7 protein-coding genes and 1 tRNA gene are annotated in these 25819 nt (G+C 40.8%); 6 read left to right on the forward strand and 2 right to left on the reverse strand.

The window, feature by feature from the left end; all coding sequences use genetic code 11:
• Positions 1 to 66: 66 nt before the first annotated feature.
• The 5 genes from FIB07_12480 to FIB07_12500 all read left to right on the forward strand — a co-directional run bounded on the left by FIB07_12480 (position 67) and on the right by FIB07_12500 (position 21767).
• Entirely contained in the window at positions 67 to 16029 is a 15963-nt protein-coding gene (locus FIB07_12480) for a hypothetical protein (GenBank protein NJD53672.1), read from the forward strand.
• A gap of 169 nt (positions 16030 to 16198) precedes the next feature.
• Entirely contained in the window at positions 16199 to 19975 is a 3777-nt protein-coding gene (locus FIB07_12485; protein ID NJD53673.1) for a hypothetical protein, read from the forward strand.
• Positions 19976 to 20071: 96 nt separating this feature from the next.
• Positions 20072 to 20266: a hypothetical protein gene (locus FIB07_12490; protein NJD53674.1), complete on the forward strand. Its 195-nt coding sequence runs from the start codon at positions 20072 to 20074 to the stop codon at positions 20264 to 20266.
• A gap of 221 nt (positions 20267 to 20487) precedes the next feature.
• Positions 20488 to 21594 (forward strand): DUF2117 domain-containing protein, encoded by a 1107-nt coding sequence (locus tag FIB07_12495; protein NJD53675.1) that lies wholly within the window; start codon positions 20488 to 20490, stop codon positions 21592 to 21594.
• A gap of 83 nt (positions 21595 to 21677) precedes the next feature.
• Positions 21678 to 21767: transfer RNA gene (locus FIB07_12500), tRNA-Arg, on the forward strand.
• A gap of 205 nt (positions 21768 to 21972) precedes the next feature.
• On the opposite strand, the gene FIB07_12505 is transcribed toward FIB07_12500, so the two are convergent.
• Positions 21973 to 24033 carry a hypothetical protein gene (locus FIB07_12505; GenBank protein NJD53676.1) on the reverse strand — a complete coding sequence of 687 codons (2061 nt, stop codon included), beginning with the start codon at positions 24031 to 24033 and terminating at the stop codon, positions 21973 to 21975.
• A 1-nt stretch (position 24034) separates the two neighbouring features.
• Positions 24035 to 24946, reverse strand: a complete 912-nt coding sequence (locus FIB07_12510) for a hypothetical protein (GenBank protein ID NJD53677.1) — start codon at positions 24944 to 24946, stop codon at positions 24035 to 24037.
• Between the two features lie 419 nt (positions 24947 to 25365).
• Between FIB07_12510 and FIB07_12515 the strand changes: the two genes are divergently transcribed.
• Positions 25366 to 25563: a hypothetical protein gene (locus FIB07_12515; protein NJD53678.1), complete on the forward strand. Its 198-nt coding sequence runs from the start codon at positions 25366 to 25368 to the stop codon at positions 25561 to 25563.
• Positions 25564 to 25819: the final 256 nt, after the last annotated feature.

Below are 25819 nucleotides of genomic sequence, written 5' to 3' on the forward strand. Positions count from 1 at the left end.
CTGTATTGTCCGGTTAAAAAACGGGTAGAATAGAAAAAACGGTGTACTTGAAAATAGAGGAACCGTATGACTCAAGCCCAAAACAAGAAATTAGTATTAATTGTAATACTGATGATATCATTAGTATTTACCGCAACAGCGCAAACAAAAGATGAAACCCATACAGACATAATTTCACTCATATCGATTTTTATTAATTCTCCGTATCCTGGCTATACATCCACAGGTCAGGCTGATACTGCTGGAAATACCTATTCGATCGCTATCGAAGATATCAAAACACTGTCCCAGAAATCAAACGACGGAAATAGCAGGCTTCGCGCATTAAAGCTTACTGGAAAACCGGTTGAAATAAAAACACCTGGATTTGAACCTTTAATTTACCTTGACATACATACTGACAGTCTCAATTATTCCAGTATTACAATCCGTATCATAAATGAATGGAACCGGTCTGATCTTATAATATATCACTACAAAGATAATGAGTGGCAGCCTCTTGAAACAACAATAACCGGGAATTATCTTGAAGCTGTTACAGAGTCACTCTCTGTTTTCGCCGTAGGCGCCCCTGGAGGGATAAACATCCATCTTCTTGCAGATAAGGAGGTCATGACAGGCGGCAATGCAGTGATCGCAGGTGCCGCATATTTTAATAATAGCACTGCTGCCTCCGGCATCAATATCGAGATCAATCCGTCATGGGATAATTTATCCGGCACAATAACAGATTCGCAGGGAAACTTCCAAAAAATCCTGAAAGTACCCCAGCAGCCTGGCAATTACACAATCAGGGTCAATGCAACATCAGGGATACAGGACGGAGAGAACCAGACAACTATCCGGGTAACGAACACGAGTTTATTTGTTATTAGCACAGGCGCTACAATCCGAAATACTACAGTCTCAAAAGCAGAGGCAAACATATCTTTTTCTTTCCCCCAAGATGCAGTTCCGGTATCAGCCGATTTGTTGCTTTCACTTGATTCGGCCGCGGGCATGAAAGTCAGTATGAATAATATAACGATCTACAATTCTACAACAAACAATGTAACCCTGAACCTTACGGGTTACCTCGACAGCCAGAACGACATCAATATTACAACCGATACATCAGCAAATATCACTTATACCATAAACCAGAGTTTCCATATTACAAAAACGGCATCAGTAACCAAACCTGATTATTACAGCGCAAATCTCATTGTTATCAACGATATGGATTACAACTGGAACAATACCGATATTTCCTATCATTTGCCAGATGGCGCTTACAATGTTTCTGTATGGGAAAATAGCACAAATCTTACAGGGAACAGCATAATACCTGGAAACGGCGGGATCCTGACAATAAAAAACAGCGCGATCGGAACCATTTACAATAAAACGGCCAGGAATTTTGTCGTTAACTACAGCCTGGCACAATTAACAATTAACATGACAGTTAGCCATGAAGAAGCAGAAAAAGGGGAGATCATTTATGTGACCCCGGATGTGTATTATAACGGTTCGGGGATAAGTACCGGTGTCTGGATACGGATATACCGTGATACCACACTCGTATATAACAGCAATGTCAGCAGCGGAACTCCTTTTTCTTTCTCAGATATAACTGCCGGGGTATATAATATCACAGCAACAGCCTCATCCAATATAGATGGTGTGGAAAGGAATGATGCAAATCGCACCTATATACATGTAAAAGACCTCCTGCTTTACCTTAATGTAAAACCGGCCTTATCGCAGCGGCAGATAAATGTTACCGGGAGAGCATATTATACTAACAATACAGGCTATGAAGGACCTATATGGATCAGTTCCGGAAGCGATCATTATAGCACCTTCTCTGATCCATCCGGATTTTTCAGCTACACTTTACCTGGAAAAAACCCGGGAAAATATACAATATCAGCAAATATCACATCTGGCAACTATACGCCGTCAGCAAGCGCTTCTCTTGATGTCATGGATAAATATTTTTACCTGTTAAACGGGACGCTGCCCGTGGTAAATGGGGAAATGACCCTTGCCCCGGATGCGACTCTCTGGATAAATAGCACTAACATCACGCGCGCAAACCTATATATATTCTGCAAGACTGCAATACGTCTTCTCTATAATCCACTGCCTGTAGCTCACAAGATCATCCCTGCAAACCTCGGGGGAAACATAAGCGGGACATTCAAATTGCCCCTGTATCCTTACGATTATCTTGAAATACTCGGCGCCTATCTGAATACCACAGCAGAAGACCCTGTGGATACTGTAAAAGATATGGCATTCAACCTGACAATAGATAACCGGGAGATCAACAGCTTAATAATACCTCATGGTGATCTGTCATTTGAACACAGCGACAATATTAATGGATATATTCCGGGCATGCTAAAGCCCGGGGTCACCCAGACTGTCAGGGTATATAATAAGAACACGGGAAGCAACCAGCAGTATTATTTCACGGAGGAAATATATGTCGATTACATAGGTCGCATATCCTCACCCTGCGACCTGTATATAAAAACCAACAACAATTTCACTTATGCTAATACCGGGAACTTCACTAATGCAACTGTGGATATATCGGGTCTGGATTCAGCCAATAATTCCATTCGCCTGAATAACTGCAGAAGGACGTCAATACTTGGATATAACCTGACGCTTGATAAACAATATTCAGGATATACCATACATAACCAGGCCGAATCATCGGGCAGGTATAATATCACAGATACAGTGACCTTCATTCCCGAATCTAACCTTACCTCAGTTACCGTAACCATACCGCTGCTTGAACGCGCAAAAGATGTTATTGTTTATGTTAACGGGACAGATATGACATACAGTGCCGTTATCAGCGAGAACCTTGAACTTCCCCTTCCCCAGGTCAATACTGCAAAGATCATAAATATCACATACTGGGTGCCAATCCTTGATATTATTCCATCTGTCGGCCAGCAATTCAATCGCGGGGACATCGTGGATATCAGCGCGAATATTACTTATTCCGGTGAAAATGTAAGCGATGCGACAGTTTTTGCCAATGTGACAAAAGGTGGAGATGCGATCGCGAATTTAAGTCTTGCCAATATATATGGCGGTTTATACTCTGCTAACTTCACACTGCAACCTGATGCAGCACTTGGTCTGTATAATGTTACAATCCGGGCTTATAATAGTTCAACTGAAATTGACAACGAGAGCATCGCCTTCAGGGTCAACGGCCTTAATGTCACAGTGAATGCAGGCGGGCCTTATGTTGTGGATAAAAATGCATCGATATCAGGATACATAAAAGACCTTGAGAACAACACAAATGTAAGCGGTGCATTGGTTAACATCTCGGTATGGAACAATACATTTTATAATAGCACAGCCACAACCTCTACACCATCAGGATATTATAATCTCACGCGGCCTGTTGATACCGCCGGGGATTATAATATCACCGTGGCAGCTTTTAATAACAACATCCGGGGAATCGCCAGTACAACTTATAAAGTAAAATATAATGTCTCTGTTTCTGTTTTGCAGGCATCGTATAATAAGAACAATCCCGTTCCTGCCAATCTCTCGGTTTATGACCGCTCCCTCATACCTGTTCCGGGAGCGGCTGTCAATTCCGTTGTTAATATTTCGAACCGGTATTTCTACTATAATGGTACAACTGACCTGAACGGGATGTTTAATTTCACCCACAGTAATACCAGCAATTACGGGCAATACAATATTACTGCCAGTATCTCAAAGGACAACAATACCGGGAACGCAAATACAAGTTTCAGGATTAGCAGTCTGACCGTCACTGCGAACACTGCGCCGGAATACAACGCTGGCAATGTAGTTGTGATCAACGGGACAGTATATGACGATGAGACTGGCACAAAAGTAACAGGAGCTGCTGTCAATATCACAATTAACAATGGAAGCGCTGAGATATCCAGGAACACTACTTCATCAGCAGGGAATTATTCCGTATCCTTCATGAATTTATCAGCAGGTGTTTATACAGCCTGGGCGGATGTGACCTACACAACATTGTCAGGAAGCGCAGCAGGCGGATTCCATATTCACTATAATGTGAATACCACCACCAACAGGGCAATTTATTCAATTGGCGAAGCAGTGCCGATAAATATAACAGTTTCGGATGTGAACAACCAGCCGGCAACAGCTGATATATCGGTTAACATCAGGAAACCGGACTCCGGCATTGAAACAATATCGGGCTTCGCAATTAACGGGTCATTTAATACAACATTTACAAATTCAAGTATTGATGGGGATTATACCATAAGTGCAGGCGCACTGAATAATTCCACATCAGCACATGGCAATGCTATGAACCGGAGCTTCAGGGCATCCGGATTTTTCGTGAATGCAAGCTTTGACCGGGATCCTGTCCGATACAGGCCGGGTGAAACAGTCATTATATCCGGTTTGATGAGGGACACATTAGGAGCAGCAAGGGTTGCTGATGTGTTTATCAGTATTAATAACTCATCCGGTATCGGGATTGCAAATACAACACTGTACGGTATGAACGGCAGCTATACCTGGAACTATACGCTTTCAAACGCGTCAAAAGCAGGATGGTACGCTGTAAATGTAAATGCCGTCACTCCGGAAGGTGTTGGAAGCAGCGCAACTGCCCGGTTCGAAGTTGTTTTGAATATTATTGTGAGCACTGGCACCCATTATAATCCCGGGGATGCAGTCAATGTCACCGTTTTTGCCAGGAACGGCAGCGTTCCGGAGGACGCTGTGATTAACATGTCGGTGCAGAAATTCGATATCTGGGATGAGTTCACAGGCACATATTTCGATACAAATAAAATGATGGCAACCGCACCTGATTATGATTCAGGTTATTATCTAACTCTTTTCCAGAATGATGAACTGGTGTTCTATACAGCAAACCTCACTATAAATAATACATGGATTGGAAAAGCTGTACAGCTCAACACTACATCTTTACCATCCCACTTTATACTTGATTATGAAGTTTCTACGGGCGGCACTTCAAGCCAGCTCTTAGCAAGACCTGATATTGGAAATACAACGAATTACGTTCGCCTGAATTTCCGGAACTATCTGGATAATGCACAGGACGGATACGATGTAGTCGTAAACGGAGTGTCACAATATGTGTTCAAAGAGAGCATGGATAACGAGAAAATCCGTATAACCATAGAATACAATGCAGGCACAGTTCGTTTTTATAAAAACGGTGAGCAGTTCTACCAGACCAATTTCATGATGCCCGCAAATTCTGCCATAAAATTAAATGGCTATGCACTCAACCCGGATACTGGTACAAGCGCATATATAAAATATGACAATGTAACCCTTTATAACCTGAGTTCACCCGTGCTGTCCCAGGGCACTCCCGAAGGGACCGGAGGCAACTACAGCTTTAATTTTACAGCAGGATCTGTCGGAATGTACAGGATAAATGCAACATCCGGCAACAGCAGCAGTTTCACAGCTTTCAAGGTCAGTACCCTGGATGTTTCCTCGGTTGTGTATGGCCCGTATAATTTCAATGAATCAACACTTTCAAACAATACTGTTGTTCCTCTTATAGTGCATGGAACTGTCCAGGATACTGAGACCAGGGCAGGTATTACAGGCGCCGATGTCAGTGTAACGATACTTAAAAATGCAATCCCGCTGACACAAAAAGTTACCTCTTCAATATCGGGAAACTATGTCATCAGTTTTGCAGGTGAACTGGACAATACAGCTGTCGGCATATTCAACCTGAGCGTAAATGTGAATAAAAGCGGCATACTTGCTTCCCGGAACAACTCATTCAATGCAATCACAATAAACCAGTCATGGATCGACCCGTCCCTGGATTACAGGGTTCCTATCCTGCTTAATAATGAAAGTGGCCTGGCAGGCAGATGGCAATTTAATGAAGGAACCGGCACAAATGTTGCTGATTCAAGCGGAAATGGAAATACGGGAACGCTGTATGGTGCATCTGTTGCAAATCCCGCAGAGTCATGGACAGACGGGAAGTCCGGGACTGCCTTGCAGTTTGACGGATTGGATGATTATGTCCAGGTCAATCCGGCTCTGTCATTGAATTTATCTTATGCTACATATTCCATGTGGGTGAAAGTTGGTCCATGGATTCAACAGTGGGGTGGAACCAACGTAACAACTGCCCTGTTCCAGGGGATGTGGGCTAACGGATCGGCATTCTTGATAACAAACGATCCTATCCCTGCTTTCTCAGCGAGGATCTATGTGAACAAGACTGTATACGATTCAACCACTATTCCGATAGACAGGAACTCGTACCATATGCTAACTATGTCTTTCAATGGAACTAATTTCAGGGTATATCTTGACGGAACATTGAAATATGAACATTCAGGCGCAACAGGTGTCCTGGATACCTCGGTCTTTTCGAATCCGCTGATCATCGGTGCAGCCACGAACGGGGCATGGAGGGACTTCTCAGGTTCTATTGATGAAGTCAAAATATACAACCGGGCACTTTCAGATTCTGAAATTGCAGACAGTTTTAATTCCTCTAACCTTGCCCATATCTATAATCCCGGTATTGTATCATTTAACCTTGCCCTTCCGGGCGGAGCTACGGATAGCAGCGCAGCACTCTATGATATAGAAGGGAACAGGCAGACAGCGGCCATATTGGATATGGGAAGCTATCTTAATATTACATTTACAAGGACGCTTTCAGCATATGAAGGAAAGCCACTTTATCTTTATTTTGAGCGGCCCTATCCGGTCACACCCCACAATTCAGCCCTTAGTTCCTTGAGTTCACCATACAGCGTGGTCACCGGGACTGTTGAGGGATACAGGTCGACTATTACTCCTGACAGGAACATATACTCAGCAGGCGAGACCGTAGTGCTAAAATCGGAACTCAGGAACATCACAGGAGATCCATTAGTATCCGCCATTACTACAACGATATATTATCCCAACGGGACTATTGCACAGGTTAATTATTCTTCGACGAACGACTCAGGCGAAGCTTATGTAAACTACTCAATTCCAGCGTTAAAAGGGAGTTTCAGTGCAGTTACAGAGACTATCGTAAACGGGATACCCAGAAAAGAGAGTACAAGCTTCAGTGTCGGAAATCTCACGGTTGATATTGATACTGATAAATCAGTATATAATATATTTGAGAACGTAAAAATTGGAGTGAATGCAAACGATAACGGAAATACAATAGCTGCCAGCGTCACACTTAAAATATCCAATCCTGATGGCACAAAAGTCCTTGAAGAAACAAAGAACACAAAATCATTCTGGTTACAAACAACAGATGCTGATTTTAACACCGCGTCCTTATGGAATGTGAATGTCAGCGATGGAAACGTTGTTCTTGCAAAAACAGGGAGTAATTATTATACATCAGGAAGCCTGACCTCGCAAGTATATGATAGCGAATGGGCAACCGACTGGGGAATCCTTCAATGGAACGCGACAACGCATACTTCTAATAATATTACGATATACACGAGAACATCACAAAATAACATCACATGGTCCTCATGGGTGGCAGCGGCAAACGGCGGAGAAATAGAAAGCAGTTCAAGGTATATCCAGTACCGGGCCAATCTTACAACAACCGATATTACAAGAACACCCACACTTGAAGATGTCACTCTGGATTTCGGGATACCTGCAGAATTCAATTATCCTTTAACTGATTCGCCCCTGGGCAATTATACGATTGCAGTAAGCGCGAACAAGACCGGGAATGCCGGATTCAATAGCACGATTGTTGAACTCGATTCATTTGACTTAAGCGCAACAGTCGGCAAACCAGTTTATACTTCAAACGAAAATATCACGATAAGCGGTGTAACAGCATACAGGGGAGCAAATTCAAATGCGGGTGTGAACCTGGCGATTAAAAAAGACCTTGCTATCAATCCGTCGTTTGAAACAGACCTTGATGCTAATTCGCAACCAGATGGCTGGATTCCTGCATGGGATGGAATAATGACACGGGATGCTGCGGCAAGAACCGGAAATTATACTGTAAAAGTTTCAAGATCAGCAGGCAATGTCACCGAAGGGCTGTGGTACTATCCCAACATGTATGTGGTCTCACCCAATACAAATTACACATTCGGCATGTGGGCAAGGACAGATAATTTTACAGGAGGTTCTGTAAGATTGTGGGCGTCCTGGTACAATGGAACGACTTCTATTGCCACAGCCATAAACGCGATCAAAACCATAAATTCACAAAACGGATGGACATTCATCCAGGGAAGCGCAGTATCTCCGCTAAATGCCAATAACGTGAGAGTGCACCTTGTTTCAAACATCCTGGGAAGCGTATGGTTCGATGATGTGAATATCGAGCCCCCGGATAACACTGCGGTTTACACATCCGGTACCACATCCGATCCTGCTTACAGCTTTAATCTTTCACTTCCCGGTCCAGGCTCATACATAGCTTATGTTAACGGGAACTACACAACTAATGGAACTCTTTCCAGGACAAACACAACAACATTCACAACAAGAATCCTTGATGTCACTGCCAGCGCAGGCGGTCCGTACGGACAGGGTTCCGGTAATGTCACTATATCCGGTAATGTTACAGATAACAGTACAAAAATGAATATTCGCGGGGCTGCTGTCGATATTGAGATCATATATCCTGACAATTCAACTAAAAAATATACTAATACCTCGAATATACTGGGTTATTATGAACTTATTATAGCTACACCCGGCCTTGCAGGAAAATATAGTGTGAATATAACAGCAAGAGATTACCAGGGCGTAAAAGGAACAGCAAACACCCAATTCAATATTGGCCTCATTTCTACATTGTCAACAGAAAAAATATATATAAATAGCGGCAGTTTCCAGAACCTCACAGCAGAAGCATTCGAGGATACAAGGATTGATGATCTTGAAGGAACCTCCACGAGCTGGACATACCGCACCGGGACTGATGGCACCATCAGGGGACAAAGCACCCTTAATCATAAGAGCGGATCAAAATCGCTCAAAGTAGATTATAGTCTCGCCGCAGGAAATGAGTACATGTACCTTGAATCAGGAATGGGAGCAGTGAATGTCAGCAACTACAGGATCATATCGTTCTGGCTTTACATTCCCCCGCCTGGTGCATTTGATTCTGTAGCGCTTGTTCTTGAGAATGACCCGACAGGATTGAGCAGCGATGAAAAGATATACGGGCAAAACCCGGTTCCTGGCTGGAACTATTATTCGTTCAATGTCAGCACCTTCGGAAATGATCTTTCCCACAACCATTACCTGACAGTCTTCATAGATGATAATAACGGCACAGGTGAAGTCACAGGTACCGGATCATTATATATTGATGACCTGAAACTGGTAAAAGGCGCTCCTGTTACTGGTGCATTTGTCACAATAAATATCACAAGACCTGATATGACTATAAATAATTTTTCAACCCTTTCAGGTATTGTCGATAACGGTGACGGCACATATTCCCTGAACTATACAAACACGGATCTGGCTGGTAATTATACCGCCATTTCGAATATAGATACTGGAACATATAATAGCACGTCATCGACCACTTTTGGGATTGATGGTATATCAATATCCTCAAAGATAACAGGACCTTATGTTTTAGGGAATAACCTTACAGTTTCGGGTAATATCAGTTCGGTATTGAAAGATATAGCTTTTGAAGGGAACATTACTTTTGACCTGGCATATCCTGATGGTACGATGGCCAGGTATAATAAATCAGGCACGATCCCTGCAACCGAAAGTTATACGCAAACAGGGAGCTCAGGGCAATCAGGATTTAACAACCCTTCAAAAGTTAATGATGGTTCTACTTCAACTTATGCTTACACTTCCAGCTGCGCAGGCTGTTATATCCAGGTAACATGGCCGGATAACAGAACTATCAGCAGAATAAGAGCGTACTATTACTCACAATACTGGCCAAAGTCTTATAAGATCCAGGTTCTTGCGCCTGATGGTGTTACATGGGTCGATAAGAAAACAGTATCCGGTTTCATAGCAAGCCCCACAACATATCCAACAATAGAGGACAGGATACCAACAACCATAACAAAAGGTGTTAGAATATATTATCAAACATCATATTATAATTCATATATTTATATCTATGAAATGTGGGCATACGGTCCTGAAGGGTATTCCATTGATGGAATTCCCCTGCCGCTTCCGGGTAATTATACGTTGAACGTTTCTGCCGTGGACTCTTATGGTATCAGTGGAAGCGCTCCATCCCTGAATGTACCTGTGAGGTATATTGTCTCGGTGCAGTTTGACAAGAAAAATTATGAATTAAAAGACCATGTCAGGGCTTATGTCCGCGCTTTCAATAGCACGGGTTTTGAACCCGGCGTCCAGGTAACATCGCAGCTTGTATATGCTGCGAATGGTTCTATCATAGACACAGAAAATACCACTTCAAATTCAACGGGTGTTGCCAATGTGAGTTTCACACTTCCGGACGAGCTTACCTCATATAAATTGATCACAAATGTGAGTAAGAATGGCATCCAGGGTATTAGTTCGGATATGATCGCAACCACAAACCTTCGTATCTGGACTGAGAGAGGAGAAGCACAGATAGGTGTTTCTTCCTGGGCTGAAAATTCAGCGCCCCAGGAGTACCGGAACATCACGATCAAAGTGGCAGCGCTTGCCATATCAGGAATGCGTATGACAGGCCAGAACCTGACCGCCAGGATTTATTACCCGAACGGGACAATTTTCGGTTCTTATGTCATGAACGAAAGTGATAAGATATATTCTACAAATGTCCTTCTGCCTGGCAAGAACGTCCCGGAAGGTACTTATGATATAGAAATAGCAGAATATCCTGGCCTGAGGAGTAATTTCAGTGTCATGGTCTGGGGATGTGCCCAGTGTCATAAACCCAATACTGTCACATATCATTACGTTTATCACGATGACCCAAGTATAGCTCCTTCCACATTTGCTATCAATCATTCACACAGGACTTTAAGATACGATATGTGCGGAGGGGGCGGATGCCATAGCTCTCTGGATTCACGCTGCAGTGGATGCCATGCCTTTGAAGGAAGCACGAATGCGCCTTTAAAATGCAAGGCATGTCACAACAGCGCTATGAACAATAGCCAGGGATATCTCAACACAACCTATGGAGCAGACCTCCATGCAAACATAAATACAAAACCCGGCGGCCCATGGTACGGCAAGAGCACAGCATGCGAATCCTGTCATGGCACATTAAACAGCACAAATAAACCCGGTATTCCGCAATGCACGAACTGTCACCCGAATTCATCCGGCTCCGGCATGAAGACAATGCCGGGAAACCTGAACGGGTACAGTACAACTCTTGAGGACTTTGAGGACGTATCGGATATCGTAGCTACAAGCGGATACCGATATAGCACTATATCAATCGTTGCTGATTCGAATAATCACGGCGGCAGTTACTCAGGGAAGATCAATTACGGCTTCGGTCCGGGTTACGGCAGGGTATATCTCGACAAGAAAAACCTTGACCTGACAAATGCAACCAGAATAAGCGCCTGGGTGTATGGAGATAACTCCGGGACCACCATGTACCTTGGCATCAATAACACAAAATCCTCAAAAGTCAACTGGCACCAGTCAGCCCCGATAATTATCAACTGGACAGGCTGGAAAAAGGTTTCTGTCCCCATAAAGGAACTCAGCCAGTCAGCTCTCCTGTACATTACTTTTGCAGATACTGTGAGGATCAGGCTTGAAAGCAATAATGAACTCGGATCAAGCGGCACAATATTTATTGATGATTTGAAAAAAGAAGCTGTGGGAAGCCACACCCAGTATGATGAGGTAGAATGTGGTGTCTGTCATGCCGGAAGACATGAAATCAAGAAAGCTCCCCGGTGCCAGGATTGCCACCAGAACCAGGAACATGGCTGGCCAGCGCAGGATAAATATGCAGGCGATAATGCATCATGCATGAACTGCCATAACGCGGATGCTTCAGAGAATCTCATCAATATCAGCAACATCAGTGAACACGCAGAAATTTTGGAGAGCTTCGAGAATATCTCGGTATTTACAACAGATTTAACCGGATTTAACCAGTCCGGTATTTATTATAACGGGATTTACGAGGATAACGGAAATCACAGTGCAGTCCTTAATTATACAAACCTGGGCGGGTATCTTGGCAACAGTATCAATGTTACCGATGCTTATAAATTCAAAGGAATAAGCGTGTTCGTGAAAGCATCCGGTGATCCGGGAACAAAAATCGCATTCGGAGTTTATACGACCATGTGGTATAATTATTCTGTCCCGATGGACTGGGATGGATGGAAGGAGATCAATATATTATATCACAATGTCACGGTCAACGAAACCATTTCGTTTAACGCCTCAGGAAACCCATCAAAGATATGGTTTGGTGTCTATGAGGCAAATAGTACCGGAACGGTCTATTTTGATGACCTGAGACAGGCTGTTTCTGACGATTACCACCAGTATGAAAGCTGGAAGTGCGCTGATTGCCACACCCGGATCAAGAACCTTCACGGTATAACAGATATTACATCAGCGATCGTTGATTGTTCCCTGTGCCACAATCTCAATGAACCTCATTACAAACAATTCACACGCGTTTGTATGGACTGTCATTTTGACTCACGGCATGGGGAGGTCGAGGATGGGAATTTCACGAATTATGAAAAAGCTTCCACATGCCTGAAATGCCACACAGTCCCGCATGATTTCAACCGGACGCATCTTGAAACTGCGGAATGCAACACCTGCCACCAGCAAAGGATACATGGCCAGAATTACCAGAACGTCCAGTACAATAAGAGCCTGCATCTTGATTGTGAGCGATGTCACGGCAAGACCACGGAGGAAGCACCGCTTCCGGTTGGCTCAGGAAGCCCGCGCACAACGATACTTCGCCTTTCATATACATACAATAATGAAACCCAGTGCCTGTTCTGCCATAAGAACCCGGTATCTGCATACAACATTCATGCCAACGATTCAGTAAATGAAAGCAACCAGGGACTTGTTAACAGGGTCCTGGACAATTCAATATGCTCTGACTGCCACGGAATAAAATCGGTCCTGGCCGATACAGACAGGGATGAATTGGTAGCAGCCGATCCGGATCGGGAACCGTACGCTCCCCAGATAGACGGGCACGGGAATGTATCCTGCTATAAATGCCACGGGCACAGGCCAGAGACCCTTACACTCAATTACGGGTCAAATTGCGCTGGATGCCACCAGAACATGGCAGAATTGACCGAGCTTATTCCTGGAACTCTTAATGATTCACGTCTCACCAATGTAACAAACCCCGGGGAAAAAGCCCTTATCGTTCATCCCCCGCAGGTCACCGGCCATGGGAATGCATCATGCAGCAACTGCCATGGCCATGTGAACTCCAATCTGACCTATGTTGGATCATCGGCCATTGACTGTGCAAACTGCCACAGGAACACAAGCACAAGTTACCCCCTGATCCCATTCAGGGAGCCGGACTCTTTCAGGAGCATTGTTACAAATCCGGGGGGAAATCCGCTTAATGTGATTGCGCCGCAGGTGCTGGGGCATGGCAATGCAAGCTGCAGGGAATGTCATGATCATACACCTTCGTATTTCAATGGGTTTGATTTCACAGAAGGAACAATTTGTGAATCATGTCACCAGAACTCGAGTAAGAACATTTCACTGATCGAAAATACACATCCTGATTCAAAACGAACGGAAATCGTAGATAATTCCACCTCCATATCCATTGTGCATTCTCCCCAGGTAATGGGACATGGACAGACGGCCTGTACCGTATGCCATTCCCATAGCGCAGAACGTCTTGTTTACTATGGCGGGAATAATACGGATTGTGTTATATGTCACTATAACGAAAGTTCAGCAGCTACCCTGTTGCAGAATGGCAGCTATATGGTATCTACCCAGGTCACGCCGCATCTTGACATGAACTGCACCGCCTGTCACGGCCATACTCCTGCAAACATGACGAGAATAAAAGATTGCAGCATGTGCCACCAGGATTCCACTTTTGCAGATTCACTATCTGATACCTATGGTAAAGGATTGAATCTTACAGGGCCGGAAAGCAACATTTCGGCTGTCCAGATACCCGGATTGCAGCATAGTACAAGCAATATAGCAGGAAGGAAATGGAACAAGACCACTGCATACTGGAATAATAATTATGAAGCCTGCCAGTACTGTCATACCATTTCGAAAAACTTCAGCAGCCATAATCCCCTCGGAAGGATAGCAGCGATAGCAGGCAATAATACTGCAAATAATAGCCTGTCAGGCTCATACTGGTGTGCTGCATGCCATTACCAGGGATATGTATCCGGGAATGTCACATACAATGACATGGTCAATACTTTTATCGAAATGGGTCTTCCTGTGCCTCCGGAGATAACCGGAAACGCAAGCTATGGGAACTATGCGACTTCCAATGACGGGGTTATTTATTATGATCATGGCCTTTCTGACTATTCGGATAATGAATGTACAAGATGCCATGGAAAAGCCAATAATACAAAAAAGTTCATGCATGGTGTTACCACAGGATCAGGCGGGAGTGAATGCCTGAACTGCCATGATGGCAGGCCAACAGGGCCGGTGGATGACCCTGATAAATATCCGGGGATCGTCAATACCTCATTTGGAAAACATAAGAACCTGGATACCACGAACGGGTCTGACATATTGGATAATAATGACTGTGTTGCATGCCATTATAATACTTCATTAATGGATAATCCGGAATGGACAACTCCTACACGCGCATGTAATGATTGTCATCTGGAAGGAAACTTCCCGGCTCCTGAAATAGTAAATCACAGACCTGGCGGGACAAACATAAAAACAACTGCTAACTGTACCACATGCCATAACAATAGTATCAATACATTTGAATATAATAAAAATGCAAGTGTCAGCCATTATGTCACAAATAGATCAATATTGCATCCAACTGTCAACCAGACTGCAATTCCCAGGTTCGGATTCTTCACCCAGGCAGATTCCCTGGAATATAATAAAGAATGCAATTCCTGTCATAATCCATCCAATTCAAGCTATGGCAATGGCACACTTATTACAAAATCCCACACCGGACGCGGTACATGCAATGGGTGCCATGTAAATGGCAGTGCGTCTGACCTGCATAATAGTTCGCTTGGAATGCCGTTAACGACCTCATGTAAATCATGCCACACAACATACGCATCAAAATATAATGCGCCGAACCTCACAGGGACGCCCATGGTCGATTATTCAACATGTAATGGGGGAAATTGCCATGGCACTGATATTTCCAATAGCCTGGATACCCTGGCAAGGCATAATGCTGACAGGACATATCCGGGTACAGGAGGTTCTACCGATACAGTTTATCTAAATAACAATGTTTCACTCACAGTTACAAAAGGAACTACTGTTGAAGTTACAGCAAGGGTTAAAGATGCACCTGGCGCTGCTTCACGTGTTGGTGGGGCTGAATATTATATCGATATCGATCCCGGCCAGGGAAAAGGAATTCCTATGTCAGCAGCGGACGGCTTGTATGATGCAGCCAGGGGAAACTGGGAGAATATTAATGTAACAATCGATACAGGCAGCCTCTCAGATGGTAACCATACTATATTTGTCAGGAGTGTTGATATCGGGAAACAGTGGAGTCCCTCAAAGAATGCAACGCTCTTTGTCCAATCTCTTGGATATATCAACGGGACAGCAACAAGCAGCGGCGTGCCCTTAGCAGGTGCGATAATAACGACAACCGGCGCGAACACAACCACATCAGCAGATGGTAATTTTTCGTTGAGAGTACCTGCAGGCACTTACAATGTCACTGCCAGCAAGCAGCCGACGCACTACGACAATACCAGTATGGGTGTGGTGGTTGTTCCGGGTAATATTACTACAATACTCCTTGATCTTGCGAAGAAACCAACGGGAAATATAAGTGGTGTGGTGAGTAGCATATAGATAAAATATTATTATAAAACGAAATACGGTAGGCAGGGTCCTGACTTTCATTTTTAGTAGGATTCCAACGAAATAATTTCAGAATCCTGCAAAACCAAACAATTTAGAAACCTATATATAATAATTAATTTAATTCGATAAAAGGATTTTCAGGATAGGGTGTAAAATAATGTCGGAACCAGGGATAATCTTAAAAAATGTCAACAGAATTAAATTGTTGCTTGTTGTAATCGGTTTGTTCTTACTGGGATTTTCGAGTACTTCAGCTTCATCTCCCAACGATGAGTGTTTTGCCTGTCATGCCACAGAAAACAGGTCTGTCAATCAGTCTCTATATAATTCAAATCCTCATAATATTCTTGAATGCATTGACTGTCACGTAAATTCAACCACTCCTCAACCTGGTGATCCGGGTCATGGCCAATTCATAAGACAATTTAATGGAAGTAATTTGACCGGGCCGATATTAACGAAATATTATTCCGAATATTTTTCTCTATGTTATTTCTGTCATGCGGAAGAAAAGGTTGTTGGTATAACATCTGAATATGTTTCGGGTTTAAGCCCGGACCATATGAATGATCCTATCATAGTAAGCAGTATGGGAACTAATTTTATTAATACGAATCCCAACGGCCAACCGGACGCAGGAAGTTTCCCGGCAAATATTCACTGGGATCATCTGGATGATTTTGGAAGCATTCTGCACAACGGCTCTGCTTATTTTGACTCTAATCATGATGGGATAAAAGACTCTTATTATTCATGTGTTGCCTGTCATAATGTTCATGGAACTAACTACCCGAAGATGACAAGGGATAGTATGGCTATTTCATACAGCAATGATACGAATGGCGATTATGGATTCATAAAAAGCAGGGATTACAAGAATACATCTAATAAGGATTATATTTGCAATGGTGCATGCCATTCCAATGGAACCACGTTTACAAATTATTACAGAACAGAAATAAAGCTATTTCAGGGGTGTGTTTCCTGTCATTCGACCAATATGACAAAAGATTTCAATGTGACCGCTTTTGCCCGGGGGGTCCATGTCGATATTAATACGTCGAACGGAAGCGGATCTGTCAATAACAGCGATTGCTGGACATGCCATTATAACAGGAACATGAATAAATCCAATAAATATACATGTGTTGAATGCCATGTGCAGATACCCGGTATTGTACCCGATGCTCCTAAAGTAATATCGCATAAACCTGAAAAGACAAATAAAACCTCATGTGAGGCCTGTCATGACCTTGTTAAACTTAATCCGGGTTTGAACGATGATGACCAGGAGTACCCAAATATTACTTCACACTACGCCCAGTTACCTTTAGTTCCGACAGAAAATTATTGTGACTACTGTCACGGTCCTGATGCCTCCTCTTTATTCCAGGCCCCATATAGAAATATCACTTCATTTTACCACAATAGTTCGAATGATTCATTCTCTGGTAATTCTACCTGCAGGACATGCCACACCAGGACTGATGTAACAGCCGATCCGTTAGCTAAGAATGATTCTAATTTCCACAATCTCACAACAGAGTATGGGGATGTAAAAATTAATGATACTGGCGTTGTTGCTAATTGTGTAGATTGTCATGTAGATCACAACACTACATTTGTAAATGCACCTTCACCGTCTCATAATATAACAGGGATGAATTTGACTCATTGCTACCTGTGCCATGGCAACAAAGTAACTGGAACGAACGTACAAAAGTTGCATGATGTTCGTTCAAATATTACGACAGATTGTATTTCGTGCCATCAACAAAATGAAGTTAATGTAAGTGTGTTTGGTTCTCACATGAATATAAATTTAACAGGCGGTCAGGACAATATCACGGATGATGACTGCAAGACATGTCACTTTGGAAGTCAGACAGGAGAGCTGGATATGGTTCCAGGTGGAGCAAATCGTAATAACACATATTATTGCGAAGATTGTCACGAAAATAATAGCTTACCCGGTGCGCCTGATGTTATATCACATAGACCTGGAAAGACTAACAAAACTTCGTGTGAGGATTGTCATGATCTTGTTAAACTTGATCCTGGCTTGAATGACAGAGGCCAGAATTATTCTAAAATTACATCTCATTATCTGCAAAAACCAATCATACTGACCCAGAATTATTGTGATTATTGCCATGGTCCGGATGCATCCTCACCCTTCCAGGCTTCGAATCGTTCAATTCCTTCATTCTACCACAATAGTTCAAATGCTTCATTCCCGGAGAATGCTAATTGCAGGACGTGCCACACCAGGACTGATGTAACAGCCGATCCGTTGGCTAACAATGATTCTAATTTCCACAACCTCACAACAGAGTATGGGGATGTAAAAAATAGTACTGGCGTTGTTGCCGATTGCATATATTGTCATGTAGATCATGACCCCCAGTTTGCCAGTGCCCCGCAGCCATCCCACTCAACATCAGGATTGGGCATTAATAAGTGTTATCTGTGTCATGGTACAAAAGTGACCGGAACGAATGCCCAAAAGCTGCATGATGTACCCGCTGATGTTACGACAGGGTGCGTACAGTGCCATGCTGAACTTGATGAAATTAATATAACCCTGTTTGGCCGTCATATAAATCTCAATATAACAGATGGCGGCCAGGAAAATCTCACAGATGATGATTGCAAGACCTGCCATTTTGGAGGCAAAACCGGAGATTTACTTATGATTCCGGGCGGGGCAAACAGCAGCAACACTTATGATTGTGTAGATTGCCATGTTGATGGCGATGTACCTGCTCCCGGTATAAAGAATCACAGGCCTAACGGGACAAACATAGAAACAACTGCTAACTGTACCACATGCCACAATAACAGTATCAATTTGTACGCTTTTTCATTAAATGCAAGTGTCAGTCATTATTTAACAAATGTATCACTCGTAAAAACAGTAAACCAGACCTTAAAACCACGCTTTGGATTCATGACTTCAGGAGATGCTCTTGCATATAACAAAGACTGCAATAATTGCCATAATCCATCAAATTCAAGCTATGGTAATGCTACACTTATAACAACAGGCCATATTGGTAAAGCAACATGCAATGGGTGCCACGTGGATGGCAGTGCACCAGACCTGCACAATGAAAGCCTGGGCTTCCCGGTCACCTTTAATTGCCGCTCATGTCATACGACATATGCAGACAAATATGGGGCAGCTAACTTATCAGGGACTAACATGGCCGATTATTCGACATGTGGTGGCAACAATTGCCATCTTGGAATCAGTAGTACTGGTAGTCTGGATACTCTGGCAAAGCACAATGTTGACAGGACATTTTCTGGTACAGCGGGTTCTACCGATACAGTCTATCTAAATAACAATGTTTCACTCACAGTCACAAAAGGAGTTCCTGTTGAAGTTACAGCAAGAATTAAAGATGCACCTGGTGCAGCTTCACGTGTTGGCGGGGCTGAATACTATATAGATGTTGATCCCGGCCAGGGGAAAGGAATCCCCATGGACCCGTCAGATGGTTATTATAATGCAGTCAAAGGAAACTGGGAGAACATTAATGCAACGCTCGATACAGGCAATCTCTCAGACGGTAACCATACTGTATTTGTCAGGGGTATGGATATCGGGAAACAGTGGAGTGCCCCGATGAATGCTCAGCTTGTTATCCAGCCCCTGGGATATATCAACGGGACAGTAACAAGCAACAGCGTGGCCTTAGCAGGAGCGATAATAACGACCACCGACGCGAACACAATCACATTAGAAAACGGTAATTTTTCGTTGAGAGTACCTGCAGGCACTTACAATGTCACTGCCAGCAAACAGCCGACACACTACGACAATACCAGTACAGATGTGATGGTTGCTTCAGGTAATACTACTATAATACTCCTTGATCTTGCGAAGAAACCAACGGGAAACATAAGTGGTATGGTAACGAATGAATAGTATGATCAGGAGATAAGTCACTATACGAGGCATTAAATAAGAGGAGACAGGACAAAATGGAAAGATATTTGATATAATAAATTAATAAATTTATCCATGGAAAAAACGAACTCGTATTTTACAGCCTCTGCGGCATCATTAACATATTTTGTTACATTTATTATCCTGAAATATCTTTTACACAATAAAGTCCTGGACTGGAATGGCGCTCTAATAGGAGCTATTATTTTCTGGATAGTTATTTTTATTGTTCATCAAATCCTTAACAAACGCTCTGATAATCTGGATTAATATTGTTATAATTTTTTTAAAAATAAATAGATTACAGACACAACGATTAAAAATATAACGAGTTTAAAAATAATTGCAGTAATCGTCCATAAGATATTAATTACAATTAAAGCAAGAATGATCGCGATAATGACAAGGACAATATCCTTAAGTTGCATAAATAGCTTTTATTATTTTTGATACTTAAATATTTATTCCGATACCTCCAATTACTCAATCGCATGCGCATAGGGATAATTCTTCACGGACCTGAGATAGTTGATATAGGTTCTGCACGGAAGATAATCGACATATTCAAAAAAGAGCATGACGTAATCGCAAGACTTGGGGGGACAATGGGAAGAACAGCAGTTCTGGATGCCGGTCTTGAAAACGTTATTGATATTTCAAAGGGGCTCACACCCAGTGAAACTATAATCGCACTGAAGAATGATATTGACCTTGCAATACTCCTTAACCACGGAAAAACACTGGATACCGGCCGTTATTTCGGCAGGATCGTAGCATCTAAACTGGATAATTTACTGCCATTTGTGCATATCGAGAGCCCGGATAGTAATGGCAGGATAATCTACTACTATCCGTCTTCAAAACGATGCGCTGAATTTGTCAGGAACTTCCTCGCAAAATATGATGAAAACTATCCCCTGCCTGTGGAGCCGGGAACACCTGGACCCTCGCATGTCCGGATCGATGGGGATTCTGTCATCCGCAGCATAGGAGGCGCATTCATTGGTGAAAACATCCGCCTCGATGGTGTGGTGATCGGTGAAATCATAACCCCTGATGTTGGAATCGTATGCAGGGGTGGAAAGATCACAGGGCTTGAGGGTATAAGAGCAAAACCTCATGGTCTTGAAAAACTTGAAAATCGCACAATCGATCTTTTCACTTCAAAGGTAAAAACCGGCGGGATCAGGAGAACAAGATCAAAACCAAGGATAAAAGGTATTTCAAAATATCCGAACAATAAGATCGCAATAATTGACCACGCTGCTGAATCAACCTTTGAACTTGTTCATGATGCGGGGCTTGTCATAACAATGGGGGATGATACTACGATCATTGCTGCGGACATCCTGGCGCGTCTTGGTATTCCGGTTATCGGTATTATTGACGGGGATATAGACAATGTACTTCCGAATACAGTGGTTCCGGAAGGGTCAATTATCATTCGCGTCCGGCCGGGATTTGATGATGTTGTGGGAAGGGAAGTTTCCCGGGAAATAATGCAAAGGAAACAGCAAATCATGCATGATAAGGATGATTTGACCGCAAAGATACTTGCAATTGCTGAAAAATATGTGGTTGAAGTGACTTATTATTAACTTTGTGTTCCAAACAGTCCCGTTTTTGGCGATGGATACGATATATTAAATACAAACCACTGACATTTAGACAAAACCCCAAAGGGCGCGTGGCCTAGTCTGGATAGGGCGGCAGCCTCCTAAATAATATTGGAGCTAGCTGTAGGTCGGGGGTTCGAATCCCTCCGCGCCCGTTTTATATCTCGCAATCTGAATCTTAAACACTGCAAAGGACGCAAAGAGCGCAAAGCGTAGCAGCAATTTTTTTTATGTTTTGCACTGGTATGAAAAATCGGATCAACTTCAACCAGCGGAAGCAAGCTCATAAAGCAATAATTTTAAGATAGATTTCATGATTTGGACAATTTTCAGCCTGAATTAATAAGATGCTATCCGTATTTATTGATTCTTGATATGTTTCGATCGTCCAATTTCATTTAATCTTACATCCTTTAAATCCTTCATGAAATTAATTGATCCCTGGACAGATTTTAATATAGTCATAAATAATATATATACTAAAATAATTATATATAAACCATTAATATATTTGAATCTTTCATACTCTGTTTTTATGGTACTAAGTTTCTCCTGAGATATTTCAAAATTTTTGTTATTACCAGTCAGCTTATAACTTCTTGATATCTCATTAAAATTAGTGATTATTTTGACATAATTGTTCAGAAAATACTGGAACTTAAATGGATTTTTAACAAAATTTTCACCAAACAAACCCCATGTGTTTAAAATTATTTCATCATGAATATTTTTATTTTTATTTTCCATATCATTTGCTTTTTTTTCCAATTCAACGATTTTATTTTTTATTTCATTTATTTTATTTTCATGTAGTTGCACGCGATCATTTTCATTTAGCCACGAATATATGTTTCGAATTTTTTCATTTGCCTCCAAGGCTTTCAAATAGGATGCATCCGAATAGCTTGAATCCATTAACTTATTTACATTTTGTTCAAGACCATTGATGAGTTTCATTGCAATGTATCTCATAATATTTTGTGCAGAATTTTTTATATCATTACTCTGGGAACTATATTCTGTTTTCAATAGAATGGTATCAAATTTCTTAATTTCCTCATTGCTTTTGCTAAATTCTTCATAAGCTTCATTATATAAATTATCTCCTTGTTGAATGTATTCATATGCATTATTTATGGAATTAAAATACGTAATCACAACATTGGTTAAAGAGATAACATTTGATATATCGGACATCACACTTACATCTTTTATCAGGAGTGATTTTGAAGTTTTGATAAATGTATCCGCTTCCTGATAATTTCTAACTAGAGGAGTGCTCTCGAATTCTGTTAAATTATTTATAAGACTATTGACATCAGGAGGCTGAACTATGAAATTAAATATTAATGATTTATCTCCTGAATATTGTGTCTTTATTTTTCCTTCCCAGATATATTTTCCTGTTAGAGCTTCTTCCGGTTTTGAAATCATTATATCAATGGATTTTGATGTTCCCTGTATTATATAATCAATATTTTTTGGAAAGTTAAACCAGTTTGCATTTTGATATTCTTTTTTCTGACCCTCAAATTCCCTGCTCAATTTTTCAAAAGAGATTATCGTGTTTTCTAAGGGTGTTTTACCTCCATTCTCCGTAATCATAATTTGCTGATTCTTTTGTTCTTTTTTGCCATACTCGAAAAAAAGCTCTGTTTCTGATTTTGAAATTTCTGCAATTGGATTGGGGATGGAATATTCAAAATAATCATTTAATAATTCTGCATTATTTGTTGAAGATATACTGAAATGCGGCCTGTAAGTACCAGGCGCTAAACCTTTATCTTTTATTATAAAGGAAAAAGTAACATCGCTTCCCTTTGTATCTATATAGGAAAAAGAGGAAGGATCTACATTGATGTTATAGATCGGTCCTGCTTCATTTAATCTTAGATTAACATTTCTTGCAGCATTAAATTTTAATACCTCTTTAATCGTAATTGTTTTGGTATAGGTTTTTCCAGCTGATAATTCACCTAAATCGTAATTTTCTAATAAACTCAGGGTTGGAGAAGGATAGTTTGTTTTAATCGAGACACGTACATTTTGTGTATCATAACCACTTGCAAATCTGATATTTTCAGAATAGGTATTTTCTCCTGCGCTATCTACAACTTTAACAGTTATTTTTATTTTTTTTCTCTCCAAACGAGGAATAGATATTGAAGATTCGGAAGGCGTCAAACGAACGTAAGAGTTATAATTTGAAGAAGTGCTTATACTTACCGGTAATGTAACATTTAAATTATTTAATACTTCAATGTCAAAATCCTGGATATAAGGATCTGACCACCCCTTATCTCCTTTTGGATAAGAATAGGTTAGTTCGATGTTTTCGTTCAGAGGGTTGACATTAAAATCTCGTGCACTTGCATTAAAAATTAAGAAACCAAATATAAAGAATAGAATAATTATTTTCATATCAATCTTTTCTGAGTATTTTAGTCAATCTGGAATCTGTGAAATCTCTTTCCCAGTTTTTAAATCCGATTATAAAGAGTATCATTATGATCAATAAAGGAATTATTATTTTGATAATGACAATTAACAGCTCCCGAAAGATTCGGGAGGAGATATCTTGTGCATTTATTTTCTTACTTGAAAGTTCCATATAGTTTTTTGCATATTGTTCAGGAAGTCGTTCTAGGGTTTTATTAGATATTCCGTTGCTATTGTATAATTCTAAAGCTTTATCATAATTGTTCTTGGCATCTTTTGATCTTGAATAGCTCCCTAATAATTTGAAAAATCCTTCTTCATCATTTTTTAATCCACTTATCAAGATACCAGCTTTACTGGAATATTCAGAAGCCTTCACCATTTCATTTTTGAAATTAGATTCTGTTTTTTCTTTTTTTTGTGTAATTAATTGGCATTCACTGCTGCTATAATCACAATATGCTTTTTTAATATATTCCATATAATCTATTTTAAGCGGGACAGCTTCTTCTTTTTCTGTAATTTCTTCCAGATTTTTTGCCTGGTCATCCAAAAAGCGATTTATGGATTTTTTCTCTTTCTCTATTATTTCAGCCATTTTAGAAGGTTCAAGATATTTTGAAGTTTTAGATAATTCTTCAAGATAGATGACTTCATTTCGCAATTCTATTGCTCTATTCACTACTTCTTTACAATCCGAAGGCTGGCAATTATTGGATTTTTGAAAAATAGCATTGAATTCCTGTAAAAATTTCTTAATGGAATTTGCGAATTTGTTATAATCAGAATTGATCCCTTCTTTTCCAGATAAAAAAAGATTTGCCAGGCTTCTTATATTTGTGATATCAGAGTAAATATCTGAAGAAATTGATACTTCATTTATGGATTTTATCAATTCAAGGTTTTGTTTATCTTCCTGGGCTGCTGCTAATATTATGCTTAAGAACAGAATTATCAGAACCACACAACCCTTACTGGTCATATTCGTTGATTATTTTATGAGTACAAAAAGGTAACTATTTAATGTGGAGGTTTTCTCATATTTGCTAGTGTTAACCATTTTAATTTGAAATTCGATGTTACCGCCAGCGTTTATCATCATTTTCTTTCTTATCTTTCTTTTGTTTCATTTCTATTTCTTTATTCATTTTTATATTTTTTTCACTTATTTCTTTTTCCAAATTCTTTGAATATACATTTAAGAATGAAGTAATCAAACTATAAAAATATATAAGCGCAGCTGGTATTGATACGAGTGTTATTTCGAAAACAAGAATACTAAATTTTTGAGATGGATTTTTATTTTCCCATAAAGTGACAAACTCTGGCTTTGATTCCAATAAAATACCAACAAATGAAAAAATAATTATCAAAATAAATATTGCTGCAAATACTTTAAATGCTGGAACAAAATCATGCCTTACTTTGTTTCCTTCATGTGATATCACTATACTACACATTGCCAAAATAATTGCAAGAATTGCTGCAAATGATTGTACTGTCGAACTATAGAAATAATAAAGAGTAGAATTATCTAAAAATTTAAAATAATTATTGTAATAAAATATGAAAAAAGCCATCATTATAAAAAATGCTAAATCGCTTTTTAATACTATTATCTTGATTATAGATATTATATTCTTAATCACCATCCATATTATTTTTAAAATCTTAGCCTCTAAATTTTGATATATATCTATTCTCGGATATTTTATAAGTTCTTTAGATATTATCTTATTAAGGAATATTTCTTTTAGATATTCAAAAG

This window comes from Candidatus Methanoperedens sp., from assembly GCA_012026795.1.
Classification (GTDB): Archaea; Halobacteriota; Methanosarcinia; order Methanosarcinales; family Methanoperedenaceae; genus Methanoperedens.

Bases quoted from the DNA above. Each gene is read 5' to 3' on its own strand.
- FIB07_12480 (NJD53672.1), top strand. From the start codon at position 67: ATGACTCAAGCCCAAAACAAGAAATTAGTATTAATTGTAATACTGATG.
- FIB07_12485 (NJD53673.1), top strand. From the start codon at position 16,199: ATGTCGGAACCAGGGATAATCTTAAAAAATGTCAACAGAATTAAATTG.
- FIB07_12490 (NJD53674.1), top strand. From the start codon at position 20,072: ATGGAAAAAACGAACTCGTATTTTACAGCCTCTGCGGCATCATTAACA.
- FIB07_12495 (NJD53675.1), top strand. From the start codon at position 20,488: ATGCGCATAGGGATAATTCTTCACGGACCTGAGATAGTTGATATAGGT.
- FIB07_12505 (NJD53676.1), bottom strand. From the start codon at position 24,033: ATGAAAATAATTATTCTATTCTTTATATTTGGTTTCTTAATTTTTAAT.